The sequence below is a fragment of the Kribbella sp. NPDC050820 genome, from assembly GCF_040653975.1.
Classification (GTDB): Bacteria; Actinomycetota; Actinomycetes; order Propionibacteriales; family Kribbellaceae; genus Kribbella.
In genome coordinates this window covers 26,159-45,152 of the sequence record NZ_JBFAHB010000061.1, presented here as the reverse complement: position 1 = coordinate 45,152, position 18,994 = coordinate 26,159, and the positions used below count along the sequence as shown (strand labels likewise).

Genomic DNA, 18,994 nt, shown 5'->3' with positions numbered 1-18,994 from the left:
GGGGCGGTGGCATCAGGCCGAGACGGCGGCGCTGACACCCTTCAGGTCGAGCTGCTCGGCGAAGTGGCAGGCGACACGGCGGCCGCCGACCTCGCGCAGCTGAGGGACTTCGGTGCGGCAGCGGTCCTCGGCGTAGCCGCAGCGCGGGCTGAACGGGCAGCCCGGCGGCACCTTGGACGGGTCCGCGATCTCGCCGCGCAGCATGATGCGGGAGCGCTTGCCACGCGACGCGGGATCAGGATCGGGTACGGCGCTCAGCAGCGCCTCGGTGTACGGGTGCAGCGGCTTGCTGTAGAGCTCGTCCGTCGACGCGCTCTCCACCAGCTTGCCGACGTACATCACCGCGACGTCGTCGGCGACGTGCTCGACGATGCCGAGGTCGTGGGACACGAACAGGTAGGTGAGGCCGGACTCCTCCTGCAGGTCCTTCAGCAGGTTCAGGATCTGTGCCCGGACGGACACGTCGAGCGCGCTGACCGCCTCGTCCGCGACCACCAGCCGCGGATCGGTCGCGAGCGCCCGCGCGATGACCACGCGCTGCCGCTCACCACCGCTGAAGGCGTGCGGGTAGCGATGCGCGTACTCGGCTCGCAGCCCGACCCGCTTCAGCAGCTCGGCGACCTTGTCGTCGATCTCGTCACGCGTTCCTGCCTCCTGCACCCGCAGCGGCTCGGCGATGATGTCGCGCAGCGTCTTGCGCGGGTCGAGTGAGGAGTGCGGGTCCTGGAAGATCAGCCGGACCTCGGCGCGGTACGGCTTCAGCTCCTTCTCGGACAGCTTCGCCAGGTCCACGCCGTCGTACCGGATGCTGCCCGCCGTCGGCTCGTAGGCGCGCACGATGCAGCGGCCGAGCGTCGTCTTGCCGCAGCCCGACTCCCCCACCAGCCCGAGCGTCCGGCCGGCCTTGATCGACAGGTCGACCCCGTCGACGGCCTTCACCACACCACGGTTGCGGGCGAAGAACCCGCTGTGCAGCGGGAAGTGCATGGTCAGGCCTTCAGTGGTCAGCAGGTCGGTCATCGTTCCCCCTCGCCGTACAGCAGACAGGCGACGTCGGTGTCGTCGGCGCGCACCCGCGCCGGCACGGTCAGATCGCACTTGCCGGCCATGAACGCGTCGCACCTCGGGTGGAACCGGCACCCCGACGGGCGTTCGTACGGCGGCGGCACAGTCCCGCGTACGGCGGCCAACCGGCCCTGACCGCGTTGGCCGAGCCGAGGGACCGAGCGGACCAGCGCCTGCGTGTACGGGTGCTTCGGATCGCTCAGCACCGAGAGGGCCGGCCCGTGCTCGACCACTTCGCCGAGGTACATCACGGCCACCTCGTCGGCCACCTGCGCGGCGACGCCGAGGTCGTGGGTGATCAGCATGATCGCCATCCCCAGCTCCTGCTGGAGATCCTGCAGCAGGTCCAGGATCTGCGCCTGCGTGGTGACGTCCAGCGCGGTCGTCGGCTCGTCCGCGATCAGCAGCCGCGGCCGGCAGGCCAGCGCCATCGCGATCATCGCTCGTTGCCGCATGCCACCACTGAGCTCGAACGGGTACGAGTCGACCCGGCGCTTCGCGTCCGGGATGCCGACCCGGCCGAGCATCTCGATCGCCCGCTCCCGGGCCTCGGCCTTGCCGAGGTTCTCGTGCAGCCGGACCGCCTCGATGATCTGGTTGCCGACCGTGTGCACCAGGCTGAGCGAGGCCATCGGCTCCTGGAACACCATCGCGATGTCCGACCACCGCACCTCGCGCAACCGCTTGTCCTTCGCGGCCAGCAGGTCCAGCGGGTCGTCCGACGGCTCGTCGCCGTACAGCAGGATCTCGCCGCCGACGATCCGGGCCGGGCGCTCGACCAGGCGCAGGATGGACCGCGCGGTGACGCTCTTGCCGCAGCCCGACTCGCCGACCACGGCCAGCGTGCGGCCGCGCCGTACGGTCAGGCTGACGCCGTCGACGGCCTTGACCACGCCGTCGTCGAGCTCGAAGTGCGTCCGGAGGTCTCGGACTTCCAGGAGAGGTTGCACGAGGTCCTCCTACTTGTAGGGATCCGCGGCGTCGCGGAGGCCGTCGCCGACGAAGTTCATGGCCAGTACGACGACCACGACCGCGAGACCTGGTGTCAGCAGCCAGGGAGCGGTGGCGACCGCGCGGATGTTCTGCGCGCCTTCGAGCAGCACACCCCAGCTCACGGCCGGCGCCTGCAGGCCGAGGCCGAGGAAGCTCAGGCTGGTCTCGCCGAGGATCATCCGCGGCACCGCCATCGACACCGACGCGATGATGTGGCTGGCGAACGACGGCACCATGTGGCCGACGATGATCCCGCGCTGGCCGACGCCGTCCAGCCGCGCGGCCATCACGAGGTCCTCCTCGCGCAGGCTGAGGAACCGGCCCCGGACGTCGCGGGCCAGCCCGGTCCAGCCGATCAGCGACAGGATCACGGTGATCGCGAAGTACCTGGTCAGTGGTCCCCAGCTGTCCGGCAGCGCCGCCGACAACGCCATCCACAGCGGCAGTGTCGGGATCGACATGATGAACTCGATGACCCGCTGGATCGCGTTGTCGATCGGCCCGCCGAAGTACCCGGAGATGCCGCCGATCAGGATGCCGAGCACGAAACTCGCGGCCACCCCGACCAGGCCGATCGACAGCGACACCTTGGCGCCGTGGATCAACCGGGACAGCAGGTCGCGGCCGGACTGGTCGGCGCCGAGCAGGAAGAACGGGTCGCCCTTCGTGGTCGGGCCGATCAGGTGGATGTCGGACGGGATCACGCCGAGCACCTTGTACTCGTCCCCGCGGACGAACAGGCCGACGTCGACGATCTTGTTCTTGTCGACGGTGAAGGTCTGCTCGAACGTCTCCTGGTCCCGGGTGGACGAGTAGCCGTAGACGAACATGCCGTGCTCGGTGGAGAGGTGCACCCGCTGCGGCGGCGCGTACGGCAGGGACGTGTGCGCGGAGTCGCTCGCGGCCGGCGCGAAGAAGCCGGAGAAGACCGCGATGAAGTAGATCGGGAGCAGCACGATCGCCCCGATCAGCGCCAGCCGGTGCTTGCGGAACTGGCGCCACATCAGCCGCCACTGCGGCAGCGCGCCGTGGTCCCGCAGGCTCTTCACCACCTCGGGTTCGGCCTGCGGCGGCGGTGCGGGCTGCTCCTGGATTGTCTGAACCATCAGGCCCTATCCCTTCGACAGCCGGTGTCGGATCCGCGGGTCCCACCAGGCCAGCGCGAGGTCGCTGAGCATCGTGCCGATCACCGTCAGCGCGCTGAGGATCAGGACGAAACTGCCGACCAGGTACATGTCCTGGCTCTTCACCGCGCCGAGCAGCAGCGGGCCGCTGGTCGGCAGGCTCATCACGACCGACACGATCGTCTCGCCGCTGATCAGGCCGGGCAGCAGCCAGCCGACCGTGCTGAAGAACGGGCTGAGCGACATCCGGACCGGGTACTTGAGCAGCAGCTTCCACTCCGGCAACCCCTTGGCCCGCGCGGTCGCGACGTACGGCTTGTGCAGCTCGTCGAGCAGGTTGGCCCGGGTGATCCGGATCAGCCCGGCGGTGCCGGCAACGCCGACGACCACGATCGGCACCCAGAGGTGGGATATCAGGTCGATCAGCTTGCCCAGGTTCCAGGCGGCGTCGGCGTACTCGGGTGAGAACAGCCCGCCGACGCTCTGGCCGAAGTACCGGAACCCGATCCACATCATCACCAGCGCGAGCATGAACTCCGGCACCGCCATCCCGATGAAGCCGAGGAAGGAGGCGACGTAGTCACCGGGCGAGTACTGCCGCAGCGCGCTGTAGATGCCGATCGGGAACGCGATCGCCCAGACGAACAGCAGGCTGCCGATCGACAGGAAGATCGAGAGCATGACCCGGTTGCCGATCAGGCTGGACACCGACTGGTTCCAGGCGAACGACTGGCCGAGGTCGCCGTGCAGGACCACCCCGGAGATCCAGGTCCAGTACTGCACGATGAACGGCTTGTCGAGGCCGTAGTGCCGTTTCAGCTCGGCGATCTGCGAGTCCGGGATGTCCTGGCCGCGGGCCTCGGCGTTCGCGATGACGGTGGTGGTGTAGTCGCCCGGCGGCAGCTTGATGACGACGAAGGTGACGAACGAGATCGCCGCCAGCGTCACCACCATCCAGAGCAGCCGCCGGGCGAGGTAGCGCAGCATCTATTGGCCGATCGCGAACTGCTCGGGGTGGACGATGCCGGGGGCAACGGCCTCGATCATCTTGTCCGGCACGTTGTGGAAGTCGTTCTTCGCGATGCCGTAGGTGTTCGGGACGCTGCTCAGGCCGATGTAGTAGAACTGGTCGGCCGCGATCTGCAGGATCTGCTTGCCGAGGTCGAGCGTCTTCGCCGGGTCCGGCTCCTGCCGGCCCTGGGTGAACAGCTCGAGCTGCTTCTTGACCTCGGCCGGCGGCTCGACACCTTCTTCGCCGTCGGACTGGTACCACTGCGCCCAGCCGATGCCGTACCGCGCGCTGCCGTCGTTGGTCGGCACCCAGTAGTGGTCACCACCGGTTCCGGTCGGCAGCACGAAGGTGCCACCGGTCCAGGTGCCGGCGTCGTGGTCGTTGGCCTTGACCCGCTCCTTGGCGAGGTCCTCGCTGACCGCCTGGGTCCGCAGCTCGACGCCGACCGCACGCCAGCGCTTCTTCACGAACTCGATCGCCTCGACGTGGTCCGGGAAGGACTCGCTGACCAGCACGGTGACCGACACCGGCTTGCCGTCCGCGCCCAGCCGGCGGCCGTCGGCCGCCTTCTTCAGCCCGGCCTTGTCCAGGTGCTCGTTGGCCTTCGCCTCGTCGAACTCCAGGTACTGCGTGGCGAGCTGCTCGTTGTAGTACGGCGAGTCCTTCGGCGGAGCGCAGTTCCACGGCTCACCCTGGCCGGCGTACACCGCGTCGATGATCTCCTTGCGGTTGATCGCGTACGACAGGCCGATCCGGAAGTCCTTGTTCGCGAACAGCGCCCGCTTGACCGGGTTCTTGTGGGTCTGGTTGAGGCCGATGATCATCGTGTTCGTCAGCTGGGTCGGCACCTCGAAGATCCGGTAGCCGCCCTTGTCCCGGTTCTGCGCGACGACCGGCTTGTTCTGCGCGGTGCCGAAGTTGCGGTACTGCATGCCGAACTCGCCGTTCATCACCTTCAGCAGCTCGACCTGCGCGTCCTGCACGACCTCGACCCGGCAGGCGTCGATGTACGGCAGCTGCCGGCCCGCGTCGTCGACCTTCCAGTAGTACGGGTTCCGGGTCAGGGTGACCGCGGAGCCCTTGCCGAGCGGGGTGACGACCTTCCACGGCGCCAGCGTCGGCTGGTCCGGGTTCGTCCACGGGTTCTGCTTCTGCGAGAACAGGTCCGTCCAGCTGCCGACACCGGCCTTCTTCGCCAGCGCGTTCGCGTTCGGGTTGTACTTGAGGTGGAACTGCTGGAAGTAGTGCTTCGGCAGCAGCATCCCGTAGGCGCCCTCGCGCAGGAAGATGCCGTCGGCGATCTGGATGATGAGCGACGGCTGCGGCGCGGTGTAGGTGAGGGTGACGGTCCGCTCGTCGGTCTTCTCGATCTTCGCGATCTTGCCGGTGTCCGGCGAGGCGAAGGCGTCGTAGATGCCGTCCGGGTGCAGCCCGGCGTCGCACTGCACCTCGAGCAGCGTGAACAGCAGGTCGTCCGCGGTGCAGGGCTTGCCGTCGGACCACTTCAGGCCCTCGCGGAGCTTGAACGTGATCACCTTGCTCTCGGCATCGACCGTGAACTCGGCGACGTTGCCTTCCATCTCGTCGTACCCGGGCTTGCCGGTCTTGTCCGGCTTCCAGCGGACCAGGGGCTCGTACGCCAGGGCGTTCCACAGCCACTGGGTGTCCTCCTGGGTCAGCATCGCCGAGCGCCAGGTGCCGCCGAACACCGCCTTGCCGGCTAGCGGCTTGATCACCGGCGGGTTCTTCGGCAGCCGCTCGGCCAGCGGGGGCAGGGTGCCCTTGTCCACCAATGCCTTCAGCATCGGCGACTCCAGCTGATCGGCCGTCGCGGCCTGGGCGCCGGTGCCGGCGGGCTTGGTGTCGAAGAAGCTGCAGCCCGGCACAGTGGCCGCCACCAGCATCCCGAGCCCGCCCTGCAGCACCCGTCGCCGGTCGACCTTGCGTAGTTCCTGGGACATCGTCACTTTCCTCACTGCTCGACCGTGATGTTGCTGAACTGCGCGGTCCCGTAGTCCACGAGGCCGTTGTCCTCCTTGCCCCCGTCGACCGCGAAGCCGATGTAGAAGGTCCGGCTCGGCATCGCGATCCGCTCGTAGCCGAACCGGTCCCACTTGACCTTGTCGGTGGAGATGCCATCTGCAATAGCTATGAAGGCCTCGAACTCGACCTCCCTCGCCTGCGGGCGCTCCCGGCGGAGCAGCCGCAGCCAGTACTGCTTGGTGGGATCGAGGTACTCGTCCTCGGTCCACGGCCAGGGCCCGACACTCGGCGACGGGCCGTCGGTCTGGATCCGGATCGCCTGCGCCTTCATGCCGCCGTCGTCGGTGACCCCGGACACGCCGCCGTCGTCGCCGACCGTGCCGGTGCCGCCGGCCACGCCGAACCCGATGCCGCCGTACATGAACGGCGCCGCCTGGTCGAGACTGTCGCGGATCATCAGGCCGGCGGTGAGTCCGTTGGCCACCTTGGTGATCTTGTCCAGCCGGGCGGTGATCTGGGCGACCGAGCCGGCGCCGCCGACCTGGAGCCTGCGGTAGACGTAGTGGAAGTTGCTGCCGCGCCCGAGGATCCGGCCGGAGCCCTTGACCGTCAGGATCCCGCCGTCGAGGCTGCCCGAGCCCGGCACCGGCGGCTTGCCGATCGCGGCCGACGTCCAGCCCGGCGTGCCGGACTGCAGGTTGACGTGCACCGGCACCTGGGTCGACTGGGTCGCCGTGCCGTTGCGGTCGGTGGCCCGGGCGGTCAGCCAGTAGGAGCCGTCGGCAACGTTCTTCCACTCGATCCGGTACGGCGCCTCGGTCGCGGTGCCGATCAACTGGTCGCCGTTGAAGAACTCGACCATGGCCAGCTCGCCGCCCTTGTCCGCAGCGGCGGACGCCTCGACCGTGACGGTCGGCGCCGTCCGCGCCGCGACGACCTCGTTGAACGCCGGGCTGGTGATCCGCACCGTCGGGTTGCCGACCGGGTCGGGCACGATCGAGTTGAGGTAGTTCTCCAGGTAGGTGTAGCCGTTCGGCGCGATCTTCTGGGCGTCGGACGGGTCGTTGGGGTCGAGGCCATTCGCCTTCTCCCACCAGTCCGGGATGCCGTCGTGGTCGGAGTCGACCGGCGCCTCGGTCTGCGCCAGCACCGGGAAGCCGCCGACCTCCTTCTGCGAGTTGATCAGTCGGCCGGTGCCGTTGCGGGCGTCGTCGACGATCCGCGCGTCGGCGGCGTCGCGTCTCGGCAGGATGGCGCCGGCGTTCTTCAGCACGGCGTCGTACGCCTTGGCCGCGGACTGCGTCTCGAGCTCGTCGGCGAACGGCAGCGGGCGGGGCAGCTCGTTGATGCCGCCGATCGGGTACCGGATGCCGCGCCGGTTGTGCGCGGTGACGTCCGGGTGGCCTTCCACCTGGTTGCCGGAGACGTGCCACTGGCCACCGCGGTTCGCGCTCAGGATGACCGGGGCGACCTCGCCCAGCGTGCTCGGGCCGGGCTTGTAGTAGTTGCCGACGATGTTGATGCCGTTGGCCCACTCACCGCCGTACACCGAGGTGTAGCCGTGGTCGTAGACCACGTTGTTGCGGTGGTCGACCTCGAGGTTGATGTTCTCGGTGTAGCCGAACCGCGGCTGCCGGCCGCCCTGGTGGGCGATCAGGTTGTGGTGGTAGGTGTTCCGCTCGCCACCCCAGATGCCGCCGTACCCGTGCCGGTTCTTCGGGTGCGCCGACAGCGCGAGACCCTCGGCGATGATGCACCACTGGATGGTGACGTCGAAGTTCCCGTACGGCGACAGGCACTCGTCGACCGCCCAGCTGAACGAGCAGTGGTCGATGATCAGGTTCCGGATCTCCGGGCTGACCGAGCCGGGCACGTTGGTGTTGAAGGCGTCGTCGGCGGCCGCGTTGCGGTCGCCGAGCCGGAACCGCAGGTAGCGGATGACGATGTCGTGCGCACCGCCCTTGATGCTGGTGCCGCGGCCGGAGACGCAGATGCCGCCGCCGGGGGCGGTCTGGCCGGCGATCGTGAGGTTGTTGCCGGCGATCTCCAGGCCGGTCTCCAGCACGATCGTGCCGGACACCCGGAAGACCACGGTGCGGTTCGAGCCGGAGACGGCGTCCCGCAGCGAGCCGGGGCCGGAGTCGTTGAGGTTGGTGACCTCGTAGACGGTTCCGCCGCGGCCGCCGGTGGCCCACTTGCCGGCGCCCTCGGCGCCGGGGAAGGCCGGAACCTTGTCCTCCGTGGACACGGCCTTCGCGGCGTGCGCCGGAACCGTGATGCCCAGGGAGGCGGCGGCTCCGACGGCGGCGGAGGTGGCGACGAACCCGCGACGGGTCCAGCCGGTGGATGCTTCGGTCATCGTCCATGCCTCGCTTTCGGCAGGGGGGCGGCTGCTGACCGGGCCAGATTCTGAATATCTAGTCAGCTTCGAATGGAACGACGGCCTCATGGTCACGGAGGTTACGAGGCGATGTCAAGAGCATGACACCCGGTTTCCGCAATCGTTTGCAGCCGGAGACTTCCGTGGCGGCAATCGTTTGCACCGAACCCTTGCCTGCAACTCGTTTGCAGTGGTTGGCTGTCGGCCATGCCTCTTGAGTCACTCCCGCTTGGCGCTGTGCGGATCACCGGTGGGTTCTGGCGGGACCGCCAGGAGATCAACCGGAACTCGACGATCCCGGCTGCCGCGCGGCGGTTGGAAGAGGCCGGAACGTTGCGGAACCTGCGACGGGCCGCCGGGCAGGAGCCGATCGGTGACGGGTTCGCGGGGAAGCTGTTCGCCGACACCGACGTCTACAAGTGGCTCGAGGCGGTCGCGTGGGAACAGACCCGGCTCCCGTCGACCGAGCTCACCAACTGGCAGACCGCAGCGAGTGCGCTGGTCGCGTCGGCGCAGGAGCCGGACGGGTATCTCAACAGCTACGTGCGACTGGCCCTCGACGGTGAACGGTTCGGCGACCTGGAGAAGGGCCACGAGCTGTACTGCGCGGGCCATCTGCTGCAGGCGGCCGTCGCGCAGTCACGCGCGACCGGGGATCGCACGCTGCTGGAGGTCGCCACCCGGTTCGCCGATCTGCTCTGCAAGACCTTCGGGCCCGGGCGGCTCGAGGGGATCGACGGTCATCCGCTGATCGAGATGGCGTTGGTCGAGCTCTACCGGGAGACCGGCACGGCGTCGTACCTGGAGTTGGCGTCGTACTTCGTCGAGGCCCGAGGTCACGGGCTGTTGCAGCCGCCGGGACACCACGGGCCGGCGTACTTCCAGGATCACCTGCCGGTGCGGGAGGTGCGGACGCTCGCCGGTCATGCGGTGCGGGCGTTGTATCTCGCCGCCGGCGCCACCGATGTCGCGGTCGAGACCGGCGACGCCGAGTTGCTGGAGGCGCTGCAGGCATCGTGGGACACGATGGTCGAGAGTCAGCTGTACCTGACCGGCGGCGCCGGGTCGCGCTGGTACGGCGAGGCCTTCGGCGACCCGTTCGAGCTGCCGCCGGATGCGGCGTACTGCGAGACCTGCGCGGCGATCGCCAGCGTGCAGTGGAGCTGGCGGCTGCTGCTCGCGACGGGTGACAGCAAGTACGCCGACCTGATCGAGCGGACGCTCTACAACGCGGTGATCTCCGGCGTCTCGTTGAGCGGCGGCGAGTTCTTCTACGTGAACACGTTGAAGGTCCGTCAGCACGCGTTCGCCGACGACCAGCGGTCCGCGGTGGCAGGACGACAGCCCTGGTTCGGTACGGCGTGCTGCCCGCCGAACGTGATGCGGACACTCTCGTCACTCGACCAGCTCGTCGCGACGTCGGACGACGACGGGGTGCAGGTGCACCTGTACGCGCCGGCGTCGGTACGAGCGGAGTTGCCCGCCGGCAAGGTCGGGTTCGAGGTGGAGACGCAGTACCCGTGGCACGGCACAGTCACGGTCCGGGTGACCGAGTCACCTGATGAGCCGTGGACGCTGGGGCTGCGGATTCCGGCGTGGGCTGAAGGTGCAGTGATCACGGTGAATGGTGCTGAGGGACCGTTGCGGCGCCGGTGGTCTGTGGGCGACGAGGTGGTGCTGCGGCTGCCGGTGGAGGCACGTCGTACTGCGCCGGACGATCGGATCGACTCGGTGCGGGGTTGTGTGGCGATCGAGCGTGGGCCGTTGGTGTACTGCTTCGAGCAGCTCGACCAGGACGTCGTACTGGATGAGACGGCTGTGCTGGCTGGGGAGCTGGTCGAGCAGGAGCGGCCGGAGTTGCTCGGTGGGGTGACTACCGTCGAGGTGCCGGCGCGAGGCGGGACGTTGACAGCAATCCCCTACTACACGTGGGCGAATCGGGACGTCGGTCCGATGACCGTGTGGATCGATGCCCGTTAGGTTAGTCCGCGGCCAGGCGTTCGGCGACCGTGCGGTCGGTGATGAGGACGTCGACCCAGCGTCCGAGGAGCGCTGCGCGGATGGCGGCGTACTTGCGCATGCCGCCCGCGACGCCGACGCTGCGGACGTCGTCGCTGCGCACCTGAGCTGCCGACAGCCCGAGCACGCGCTGGTCGAACTCGGACCGGATCGGTTTGCCCTCGTCGTCGAAAAACCGCAGGCAGATGTCGCCGACCGCGCCCTGGTCCTGCAGCACCTTCTGCTCCTCGGGGGTCATTGCGTTACCGCTCTCCCGGAGCAGCGGCGACGGCTCCAGGCTGCCGATCCCGACCAGCAGCAGGGTCAGCCGGGACCAGGCCTCCATGACCTCGCTGACCACCGGGTCCTTGACCAGCGTCCGCTTCGCACTCACGCTGCCTACCAGACCCGGCACCGGCAGCAGCACCGGTGCGGCGCCGGTGAGGTCGGCCAGCCGGCCGATCAGCCGGGCGGCGCGTGCCTGGGCGGCCGGGTTGCCGACGCCGCCGAGCACCTGCACGACCTCCTCGGCGACCTGCGTCGGCCGCGGTGTCATCGACTCGACGGTCGCGAGCAGCGTGGAGCTCCACGACGAGATGCCGATCCGGTCACCGCCGGTGAGGGTGGTCTCCAGGTACACCGCGGCTGCCGCGCCCAGCGCCGGGATGATGTGCGCGTCGTCCTCACCGCTGGCGTCGACCACGATCACCTCGCGAAGTCCGTACCGCTGCTCGACCGCGTCCTCCAGCTCGGTGTGCACGCCGCCCGGCGGGATGACGACCGTACGCACGATGCCCGCCACCACGGCCTGCTTCAGCAACCGGGACACCCGCGGCTGCGAGATGTGCAGCTGCGCGGCGATCTGCGGCTGGCGGACACCCTGCTCGTGGTAGAGCTTCGCGACCTTGGTCAGCAGCCGCAGGTGATCCGCCGACGGCTGCCGCCGGCCGACCGGTCGCGGCCCCTGTCCCGCACTCGCCGTCGTCATGCTCAGCATGCTAACTGCATCGGAAGGATGTAATGACGTACTACGAAGACCCTGGGCCCGGGTACGGCGTGCTGCCGGCGCGGGCTGCTGTGCGTTCCGACGTACCGTCGATCTGCCTGAACGGGACCTGGCGGTTCCGCTACGCGGAGTCGGTGGGCGAGGCCGGGTTCGAGCGGCCGGACTTCGACGACTCGGGCTGGGACTCGATCCCGGTGCCGTCGAGCTGGCCGATGCACGGGTACGGGCGGCCGATCTACACCAACCAGCCGTACCCGTTCCCGGTCGATCCGCCGTACGTGCCGGACGAGAACGGGACCGGGGACTACCGGCTGGAGTTCGACGCGCCGTGGGACGGGCCTGCGGTACTGCGGTTCGAGGGGGTCGACTCGTGTGCGCGGGTATGGCTGAACGGCGTGGAGCTCGGGGTGACGCGCGGGAGCCGGCTGCCGAGTGAGTTCGATGTGAGTTCGGTACTGCGGGTCGGACCGAACGTGCTGGCGGTGCGGGTGCATCAGTGGTCGTCGGGGAGCTACCTCGAGGACCAGGACATGTGGTGGCTGCCGGGAATCTTCCGGGATGTGACACTGCTGGCGCGTCGGTCGGTGACCGACGTGTTCGTGCATGCGGACTACGACCACCGGACCGGCGCTGGGACGTTGCTGGTCGAGTCCGTGCCCGGTGCTGTGGTGCGGGTGCCGTCGCTGGGGCTCGAGTTCGCTGCTGGTGAGTCGGTGACGGTGGCTGACGTGGAGCCGTGGTCGGCGGAGATGCCGCGGTTGTACGACGCTGTGGTCGAGACGCCGGATGAGCGTGTCTCGCTGCGGATCGGGTTCCGGACGGTGGCGATCGTGGACGGGGTGCTGACGGTCAACGGGCGGCGCGTGCTGTTCCACGGGGTGAACCGGCACGAGCACGATCCCGTGCTGGGTCGCGTCGTACCGGAGCATCGGTTGCGGCAGGAGCTGCTGGTGATGAAGCAGCACAACCTCAACGCGATCCGGACGAGCCACTACCCGCCGGACACGCGGTTGCTGCAGTTGTGCGACGAGCTCGGGTTCTGGGTGATGGACGAGTGCGACTACGAGACGCACGGGTTCTTCCTGCTGGGGTGGCGGGGGAATCCGGCCGACGATCCGTCGTTCGAGGCCGCGTCGGTGGATCGGATGCGGCGGCTGGTGGAGCGGGACAAGAACCACCCGTCGGTGATCATGTGGTCGCTCGGGAACGAGGCAGGTGTCGGGCGGAACCTGACCGCGATGGCGGCGTGGACGCGGGACCGGGACCCGTCGCGGCCACTGCACTACGAGGGTGATCTCAGCTGTGCCGACGTCGATGTCTACAGCCGGATGTACGCCTCGCACGCGGAGGTGGAGGCGATCGGGAAGCGGGCCGAGAAGCCGCTGGATGATCCGCGGCTGGACGCGCGGCGGCGGGCGATGCCGTTCGTCCTGTGCGAGTACTCCCATGCCGGGGGCAACGGTCCCGGCGGGATACCGGAGTACGAGGAGCTCTTCCACCGCTACGAACGCTGCCAGGGCGGCTTCCTCTGGGAGTGGATGGACCACGGCATCCTGCGGCCCGACGGGAGTTATGCGTACGGCGGCGACTTCGGCGAAGAGCTGCACGACGGCAACTACGTCCTCGACGGCCTGGTCTTCCCCGACCTGACGCCCAAGCCGGCCCTCCTCGAGGCCCGCAAGGCTTTTGAACCTCTCCACTTGCGCGTCTCCGAGAACGTCCTCCACCTCACGAACCGGTACGACGTCGCAGACACCAGCCACCTGTCCCTGCACTGGGAACTGACCGACGAGGGCGAGCCAGTCGCCCGCGGGACGCTGGACATGCCGGTCATCGCCTCCGGAGCCGAGGCAACCGTGGCACTACCCGACCTCCCCACCCCCCTCCAGAACCGCGAACGCTGGCTGACAGTCCGAGCCGTACTACGTGACAACACCCCATGGGCTTCTGCAGGCCACGAAGTAGCCTCCACCCAGACCCAAGTCGCCCCCGCCAGTGCGCCGACCTCCTCTTCTACTCCCGCCGTTCGGCCGGGACGGCCGGACGGTGAGGGGATCTCGTTGGGGCCGGCGGTCTTCTGCGCGCGGAGTGGGCGGCTGGTTCGGTTGGAGGGTTGGGACGTGGAGCATGTGCCGTTGGAGTTGTGGCGGGCGCCTACCCAGCACGACGCGCGGACTTGGGATGCGACCACCTTGGACCGAAAGACCCGATGGGCGAACGCCGGGCTGCATCGGCTGCGGTATCGGACCGTGGCGGTGGAGGTCGAAGGGGACGAGTTGGTGGTGCGGACGATGGTCGGCGCGGCCGCGACCGATGCCCGGGTGCTGACGACCTACCGGTGGACCTCCGACGGCAAGCGGCTGGCAGCCGACGTCGAGGCCGAGCCAGTGGGTGAGTGGACAGTCCCGTGGGCTCGCGTCGGGCTGACGCTCGGGCTGCCGCCGGGGTTCAGAGAGATCACATGGTTCGGGTTGGGCCCGGGACAGGCCTATCCGGACGCACGGGCAGCGGCGAGGGTCGGGCGATACTCGGCGACCATCGAAGAGCTGCAGGTGCCGTTCATCTACCCACAGGAGAACGGCGCGCGGGCCGACGTGCGCTGGGCCGAGCTGTCGGGGACGGCAGGAAGACTCAGGCTGACCGGAGACCCGCACCTGGGTCTGACGGTACGACGCTGGACCATGACCGACCTGGCCGCCGCCAATCACCGAGAAGACCTCACGCCAAGCGACCGCGTCTGGGTGACTCTGGACGCGCTGCAGCACGGGCTAGGCAGTCCGACGAGCGGCGCACCGATCCTCCCGCCGCACGATCTCCAGCCCCGAGCCCACCGCTTCAGCTTCAGTTTGGGAACGTGAGCCAGGTGCCGGCCAGCGGCTGCTGGCCGATGCCCGGCTTCGAGTAGTCGCAGACACCACCCGGGAAGATCCGCACCAACCGGTTCCACTGGGCGTCGGTGAAGCCGGGGTACTCGCCGCGTTCCGGAGCACGCAGCCGGCACTTGATCACATCCGCGGCGACCCCGGCTCCCGCGACCTCCCGCGGGAACGACGCCGACGGGAACAACTGCTCACACCGGGACGCAGGATCCCGGTCCAACGGCTGCGCGATGAACCCGGACGGTCCCCTGCAGCCCTCCACCAGCAACGTCGGTCGCGCAGCCTCGATCTTCTCCAGCCGCGGCCGGGACGAGTCGTCGGCCGCCAGCGTGGTCAGCCACTCGTCCAGCGAGTCGACCGCGTGCTGCAGCAGCGGGCTCGCCGTACTGAACGGCCCGTACCGAGCGTCCTCCAGCAGGCTCACCTGGTTGGCCGACGTCCCGTTCGCCTTCTCCAGCCGCGCCCGCATCGAGAAGGTGTGGTAGCGGACGTGGATGTCTCCGTAGGCCTGGTCGTCGAAGTACGCGCGGTAGTCGATGATCGGCACGTCGGCCAGCCCTCCCCCGCCGCTGGTCAGCCGCCCGGTCCGGTACGCCGTACGCACCGCCTGCGGATCCGCCACCGTCCGGGCCGGCACCAGGTTGGCGTCGGCGTCGAACCCGCCGACGTACTCGTTCAGGTCGAGGAACTGCGCGGCCGTGATCACCCCGGACCGCAGCACCCCGAGCCCGTACTGCACGCCGACGTTGTCCAGCGGTCGCCGCGCGAAGCCGGTCGCCGGGTCGGCGCCGTACGCGTTGATCGCGTGGTCGAACACGTCGCACCGCACGCCGCGCGGGTGGGTCTCCGGGTCGTAGCGCTCGGCGGCCGGGACGATGTCGCAGTTTCGCCGCGGGTCGATCCGCCCGGCGCTGACCGCCATGCTCGGCAGCGTCGCGTACGTCGCGAACCCGGCCACCTGCCGCTTCTGCTCCTGCGTCCAGGCGGCGTTCGACCGCGAGGTGAAGTAGGAGTCCAGCAGCCACGCGTCGCTGATGAACGTCACAGTGCCGAACCCGACGTCCGGGAACGAGCAGCCGGCGATGATGCCGTCGAAGATGCCCGGGTAGTTGTCGGTGATCTGGTGCGCCTGGTACGAGCCGCCCGAGCAGCCGAAGCCGACGGTGTACTCCGGCCGCCCGTAGTGCTCGACAAAGAGCTCCTTCGTCATCATCGCGGACTCAGCAGCGGTCAGGTCGTTGCAGTTCTGGCCGAAGACGTTCAGCGACGACGACATCAGCGCGTACCCACGGCCGAGCAGGAAGGCGTCGGTCACCCCGCCGGTCGTGCTGCCCGAGCGGTACCACCCGCCCGCGCAGCCGCCGCCGAGGGTGAAGATCGCCCGCCCGTTCCAGCCCGCCGTACGCCTGGTCGGCCGCGGCTTCGGCTCGCGCAGCGGGTCGTGCAGCATACTGGTCTGGACCACCGCCCGGTTGGCGCTGCCGGTCTCCATCCGGACGATGAACGGCGCGTTCGCGTCCGTGCGCCCAAGATCGGCCGGGTACGACGTCGCGCCAGCCGGCCATGTGGCCCACGCACCCGCCGTCGTCCGGTAGAAGTAGTCCACCCGCGGCTTGATCGTGCAGTCGGCGTCGAGCGCCTCGCCGAGCGTGCCGCCGATCACCGGGACGGTGAACTTCGCGGTCTCGCAGACGAACGGTTGCTGGTGCGGACCGGAGAACACCGGCCCTTGCCGCGGGTGGTTGCGGACGTCGAGGGTGGTTCGCTCGTCGCCGGCCTGGGCCCGGAGGGTGTTCGCGCCCAGGCGCATGCCCCCGACCAGACCGGTCAGACCGTGCTCGTCGGCGGTGAACGCCGAGGTCACGTCGTTGCCGTTCAGCGTCACCTGCACCCGGTCGGCGCCGCGGGGCACGTCGACGTGCACGAGCGCGTCACCTCCGGTCACCTTGTCCGGGCGTCCGGAGAGCACCTCCAGCTTGAGCTGCCGGGTCGCGGTGGCCGGAACCGCGGGAATGAGCAGGAGGACAACGAGGACGCCGGCGAGCAGACCGACGGCTCGGGTGCGATCGACCTGGCTCACGGGCCAAACGTACCCAGCTTCGGCGTCAGAACCGGGGTCCTGCCGGAGTGCCGCGGGCAGACCGGTGCAAACGTCAGTGGTAGGTCTGGCTGCTGGGTGGCGCGGACTCCATCCAGGCGAGGACGCCGGTCAGGGCTTCCTCGGTCATCGCGAAGTGGACCGTGCGGTCGTGCAGCTTCGCATCGACGATGACGTGGCCGGCGTACGTCACGAGGGGCTCGTTGCCCATCGGGCGCCGGGTGGTGACACCTTCCAGCTGGCGGCGGTTGACGACGAGCTTCGGCCACCAGGCGAGGCTGAAGACGCGGAACCACTGCAGGTCGTCGCCGACGTACCGGGCCAGGCCGAGCGCCCAGCCGCGGCCGTGCTCCTTCTCGGCCAGCTGCAGGCTGCAATCGAACGTGCCGCCGTCCCTGGACAACCAGCGACGACGGCACGCGAAAGCGATGACCAGCAGTACGGCGGCAAGCAGACAGACCCCGACGACATCGAGGACTATCCGCATACCTTGCGACCCCATTTCCGGTGCCCGAACTCGGTACTGCCCCGGGCACCCCGGAGAACCGTACTGTCAGTGACGATATTCGATTTGTCCGATTATGGCAGGTACGTTCAATCCACCTTCTCGGCGGCCCGCACCCTTGCCTCGGCGAGGCGGAGGTCTTCCTGGGCGCCCTCGGTGTCGCTACCGGTGGCCAGGGCCCGCTCCAGGTCGCGGCGGGCCTCCTCCAGGTCGATGTCGTGCCCCATCTCGGCGTTCTCGGCCAGGATGGAGACCCGGTCGTTCGCCACCGAGATGAAGCCGTCCGGCGCGGCCGCGACGAAGTACTCGTCGTCTACGGTCCGCACCTGGACGGTGCCACCCTGCAGCAGGCCCAGCAGCGGCGCGTGGCCGGGCAGGATACCGACGTCGCCGTCCGTGGTCCGGGCGATGACGATCTTGGCCTGGCCCTGCCACACCGTCCGCTCGGCCGCGACCAGCGCGACCTCGAGGTGCTTGGCAGAATCGTCGGCCATCTCAGTTGTCCTTCTGCAGCTCGGCCCACTTGCGCTCGACGTCCTCGAGCGAACCGACGTTGAAGAACGCCTGCTCGGCGATGTGGTCGCACTCGCCTTCGGTGATCTTCTTGAAGGACTCGATGGTGTCCTTCAGCGGCACGGTGGAGCCCGCGATGTTGGTGAACTTCTCCGCCATGTAGGTGTTCTGGGAGAGGAACTGCTCGATCCGGCGCGCGCGGGCGACGGTGATCTTGTCCTCTTCCGAGAGCTCGTCCACACCGAGGATGGCGATGATGTCCTGCAGCTCCTTGTTCTTCTGCAGGATCTGCTTCACCCGGACGGCCACGTCGTAGTGCTCCTGGCCGATGTACTGCGGGTCGAGGATCCGCGACGTGGAGGTCAGCGGGTCGACGGCCGGGTACAGACCACGCGACGCGATGTCGCGGGAGAGCTCGGTGGTCGCGTCGAGGTGGGCGAAGGTGGTCGCCGGCGCCGGGTCGGTGTAGTCGTCCGCGGGCACGTAGATCGCCTGCATCGAGGTGATCGAGTGACCCCGGGTCGAGGTGATCCGCTCCTGCAGCACACCCATCTCGTCGGCCAGGTTCGGCTGGTAACCGACCGCGCTCGGCATCCGGCCGAGCAGCGTGGAGACCTCGGAACCGGCCTGGGTGAACCGGAAGATGTTGTCGATGAACAGCAGCACGTCCTGCTGCTTCACGTCGCGGAAGTACTCCGCCATCGTCAGCGCCGACAGCGCGACCCGCAGGCGCGTGCCCGGCGGCTCGTCCATCTGGCCGAACACCAGCGCGGTGTCCTTGAAGACGCCGGCCTCTTCCATCTCGTTGATGAGGTCGTTGCCCTCACGGGTCCGCTCCCCCACCCCGGCGAACACCGAGGTGCCACCGAAGTTGTGGGCGATCCGGTAGATCATCTCCTGGATCATGACGGTCTTGCCGACACCCGCACCGCCGAACAGGCCGATCTTGCCGCCCTGCACGTACGGCGTCAGCAGGTCGAGCACCTTGATGCCGGTCTCCAGCATCTCGGTCTTCGACTCGAGCTGGTCGAACGACGGCGCCTTGCGGTGGATCGGCCAGCGCTCGGTGATCTCGAACTCGGACTCGTCCTGGTTCAGGCACTTGCCGGTGACGTTCCAGACCCGGCCCTTGGTGACGTCGCCCACCGGGACCGAGATCGCGGAGCCGGTGTCGCGCACCTCGGCGCCGCGGACCAGGCCGTCGGTCGGCTTCATCGAGATGGCCCGGACGATGTTGTCACCGACGTGCAGGGCCACCTCGAGGGTGATGGTCTGGGTCGCGCCGCCGATGGTCAGGTCGACCTCGAGCGCGTTGTAGATGTCGGGCATCGCGTCAGCCGCGAACTCGACGTCGACGACCGGGCCGATCACCCGGGCGACGCGACCGACACCCGCGGCGCCGGCCTCGTTGTTCTTCTCGGTAACCGTGGCAGTCATC

General features: G+C 68.9%; 13 protein-coding genes. 2 read left to right on the top strand and 11 right to left on the bottom strand.

What is annotated here, in order from left to right; translation table 11 throughout:
- Positions 1–12: 12 nt before the first annotated feature.
- From AB0H36_RS36180 to AB0H36_RS36155, 6 genes are read right to left on the bottom strand one after another with little or no spacing between them, the layout of a single operon-like run.
- Complete coding sequence (locus AB0H36_RS36180; protein WP_360534350.1) at positions 13–1,020, bottom strand: oligopeptide/dipeptide ABC transporter ATP-binding protein; 1,008 nt, start codon at positions 1,018–1,020, stop codon at positions 13–15.
- Positions 1,017–2,015, bottom strand: a complete 999-nt coding sequence (locus AB0H36_RS36175; protein WP_360534348.1) for an ABC transporter ATP-binding protein — start codon at positions 2,013–2,015, stop codon at positions 1,017–1,019. Before AB0H36_RS36175 ends, AB0H36_RS36180 begins: the two co-directional genes overlap by 4 nt.
- Positions 2,016–2,024: 9 nt before the next feature.
- Positions 2,025–3,164, bottom strand: a complete 1,140-nt coding sequence (locus AB0H36_RS36170) for an ABC transporter permease (RefSeq protein ID WP_360534346.1) — start codon at positions 3,162–3,164, stop codon at positions 2,025–2,027.
- 6 nt (positions 3,165–3,170) lie between these two features.
- Positions 3,171–4,169 (bottom strand): ABC transporter permease, encoded by a 999-nt coding sequence (locus AB0H36_RS36165; protein WP_360534344.1) that lies wholly within the window; start codon positions 4,167–4,169, stop codon positions 3,171–3,173.
- Positions 4,170–6,170, bottom strand: coding sequence for an ABC transporter substrate-binding protein (locus AB0H36_RS36160; RefSeq protein WP_360534342.1), 2,001 nt, complete (start codon positions 6,168–6,170; stop codon positions 4,170–4,172). It lies immediately after the preceding gene.
- A complete protein-coding gene (locus AB0H36_RS36155) occupies positions 6,167–8,536 on the bottom strand; it encodes an Ig-like domain-containing protein (RefSeq protein ID WP_360534340.1) in 2,370 nt (789 codons plus the stop codon). The genes AB0H36_RS36160 and AB0H36_RS36155 overlap by 4 nt, the downstream gene beginning before the upstream one ends.
- Before the next feature lie 228 nt (positions 8,537–8,764).
- Between AB0H36_RS36155 and AB0H36_RS36150 the strand changes: the two genes are divergently transcribed.
- Positions 8,765–10,537: a beta-L-arabinofuranosidase domain-containing protein gene (locus AB0H36_RS36150; RefSeq protein WP_360534338.1), complete on the top strand. Its 1,773-nt coding sequence runs from the start codon at positions 8,765–8,767 to the stop codon at positions 10,535–10,537.
- A gap of 1 nt (position 10,538) precedes the next feature.
- Here the strand turns inward: AB0H36_RS36150 and AB0H36_RS36145 are convergent, their stop codons facing one another.
- Complete coding sequence (locus tag AB0H36_RS36145) at positions 10,539–11,543, bottom strand: sugar-binding transcriptional regulator (RefSeq protein ID WP_360534336.1); 1,005 nt, start codon at positions 11,541–11,543, stop codon at positions 10,539–10,541.
- 32 nt (positions 11,544–11,575) lie between these two features.
- Here AB0H36_RS36145 and AB0H36_RS36140 point away from each other — a divergent pair, with 32 nt between their 5' ends.
- Complete coding sequence (locus tag AB0H36_RS36140; protein WP_360534334.1) at positions 11,576–14,419, top strand: glycoside hydrolase family 2 TIM barrel-domain containing protein; 2,844 nt, start codon at positions 11,576–11,578, stop codon at positions 14,417–14,419.
- Here AB0H36_RS36140 and AB0H36_RS36135 read toward each other — a convergent pair.
- The 4 genes from AB0H36_RS36135 to atpD all read right to left on the bottom strand — a co-directional run bounded on the left by AB0H36_RS36135 (position 14,403) and on the right by atpD (position 18,993).
- On the bottom strand, positions 14,403–16,520 hold the full coding sequence (locus AB0H36_RS36135) for a DUF6351 family protein (protein WP_360534332.1): 2,118 nt from the start codon (positions 16,518–16,520) through the stop codon (positions 14,403–14,405). The genes AB0H36_RS36140 and AB0H36_RS36135 overlap by 17 nt on opposite strands.
- A 73-nt stretch (positions 16,521–16,593) precedes the next feature.
- A complete protein-coding gene (locus AB0H36_RS36130; RefSeq protein ID WP_360534330.1) occupies positions 16,594–17,025 on the bottom strand; it encodes a DUF2550 domain-containing protein in 432 nt (143 codons plus the stop codon).
- A 107-nt stretch (positions 17,026–17,132) separates the two neighbouring features.
- Positions 17,133–17,537, bottom strand: a complete 405-nt coding sequence (locus AB0H36_RS36125; protein ID WP_360534328.1) for a F0F1 ATP synthase subunit epsilon — start codon at positions 17,535–17,537, stop codon at positions 17,133–17,135.
- 1 nt (position 17,538) lies between these two features.
- Entirely contained in the window at positions 17,539–18,993 is a 1,455-nt protein-coding gene (atpD, locus tag AB0H36_RS36120; RefSeq protein WP_360534326.1) for a F0F1 ATP synthase subunit beta, read from the bottom strand.
- Position 18,994 lies beyond the last annotated feature (1 nt).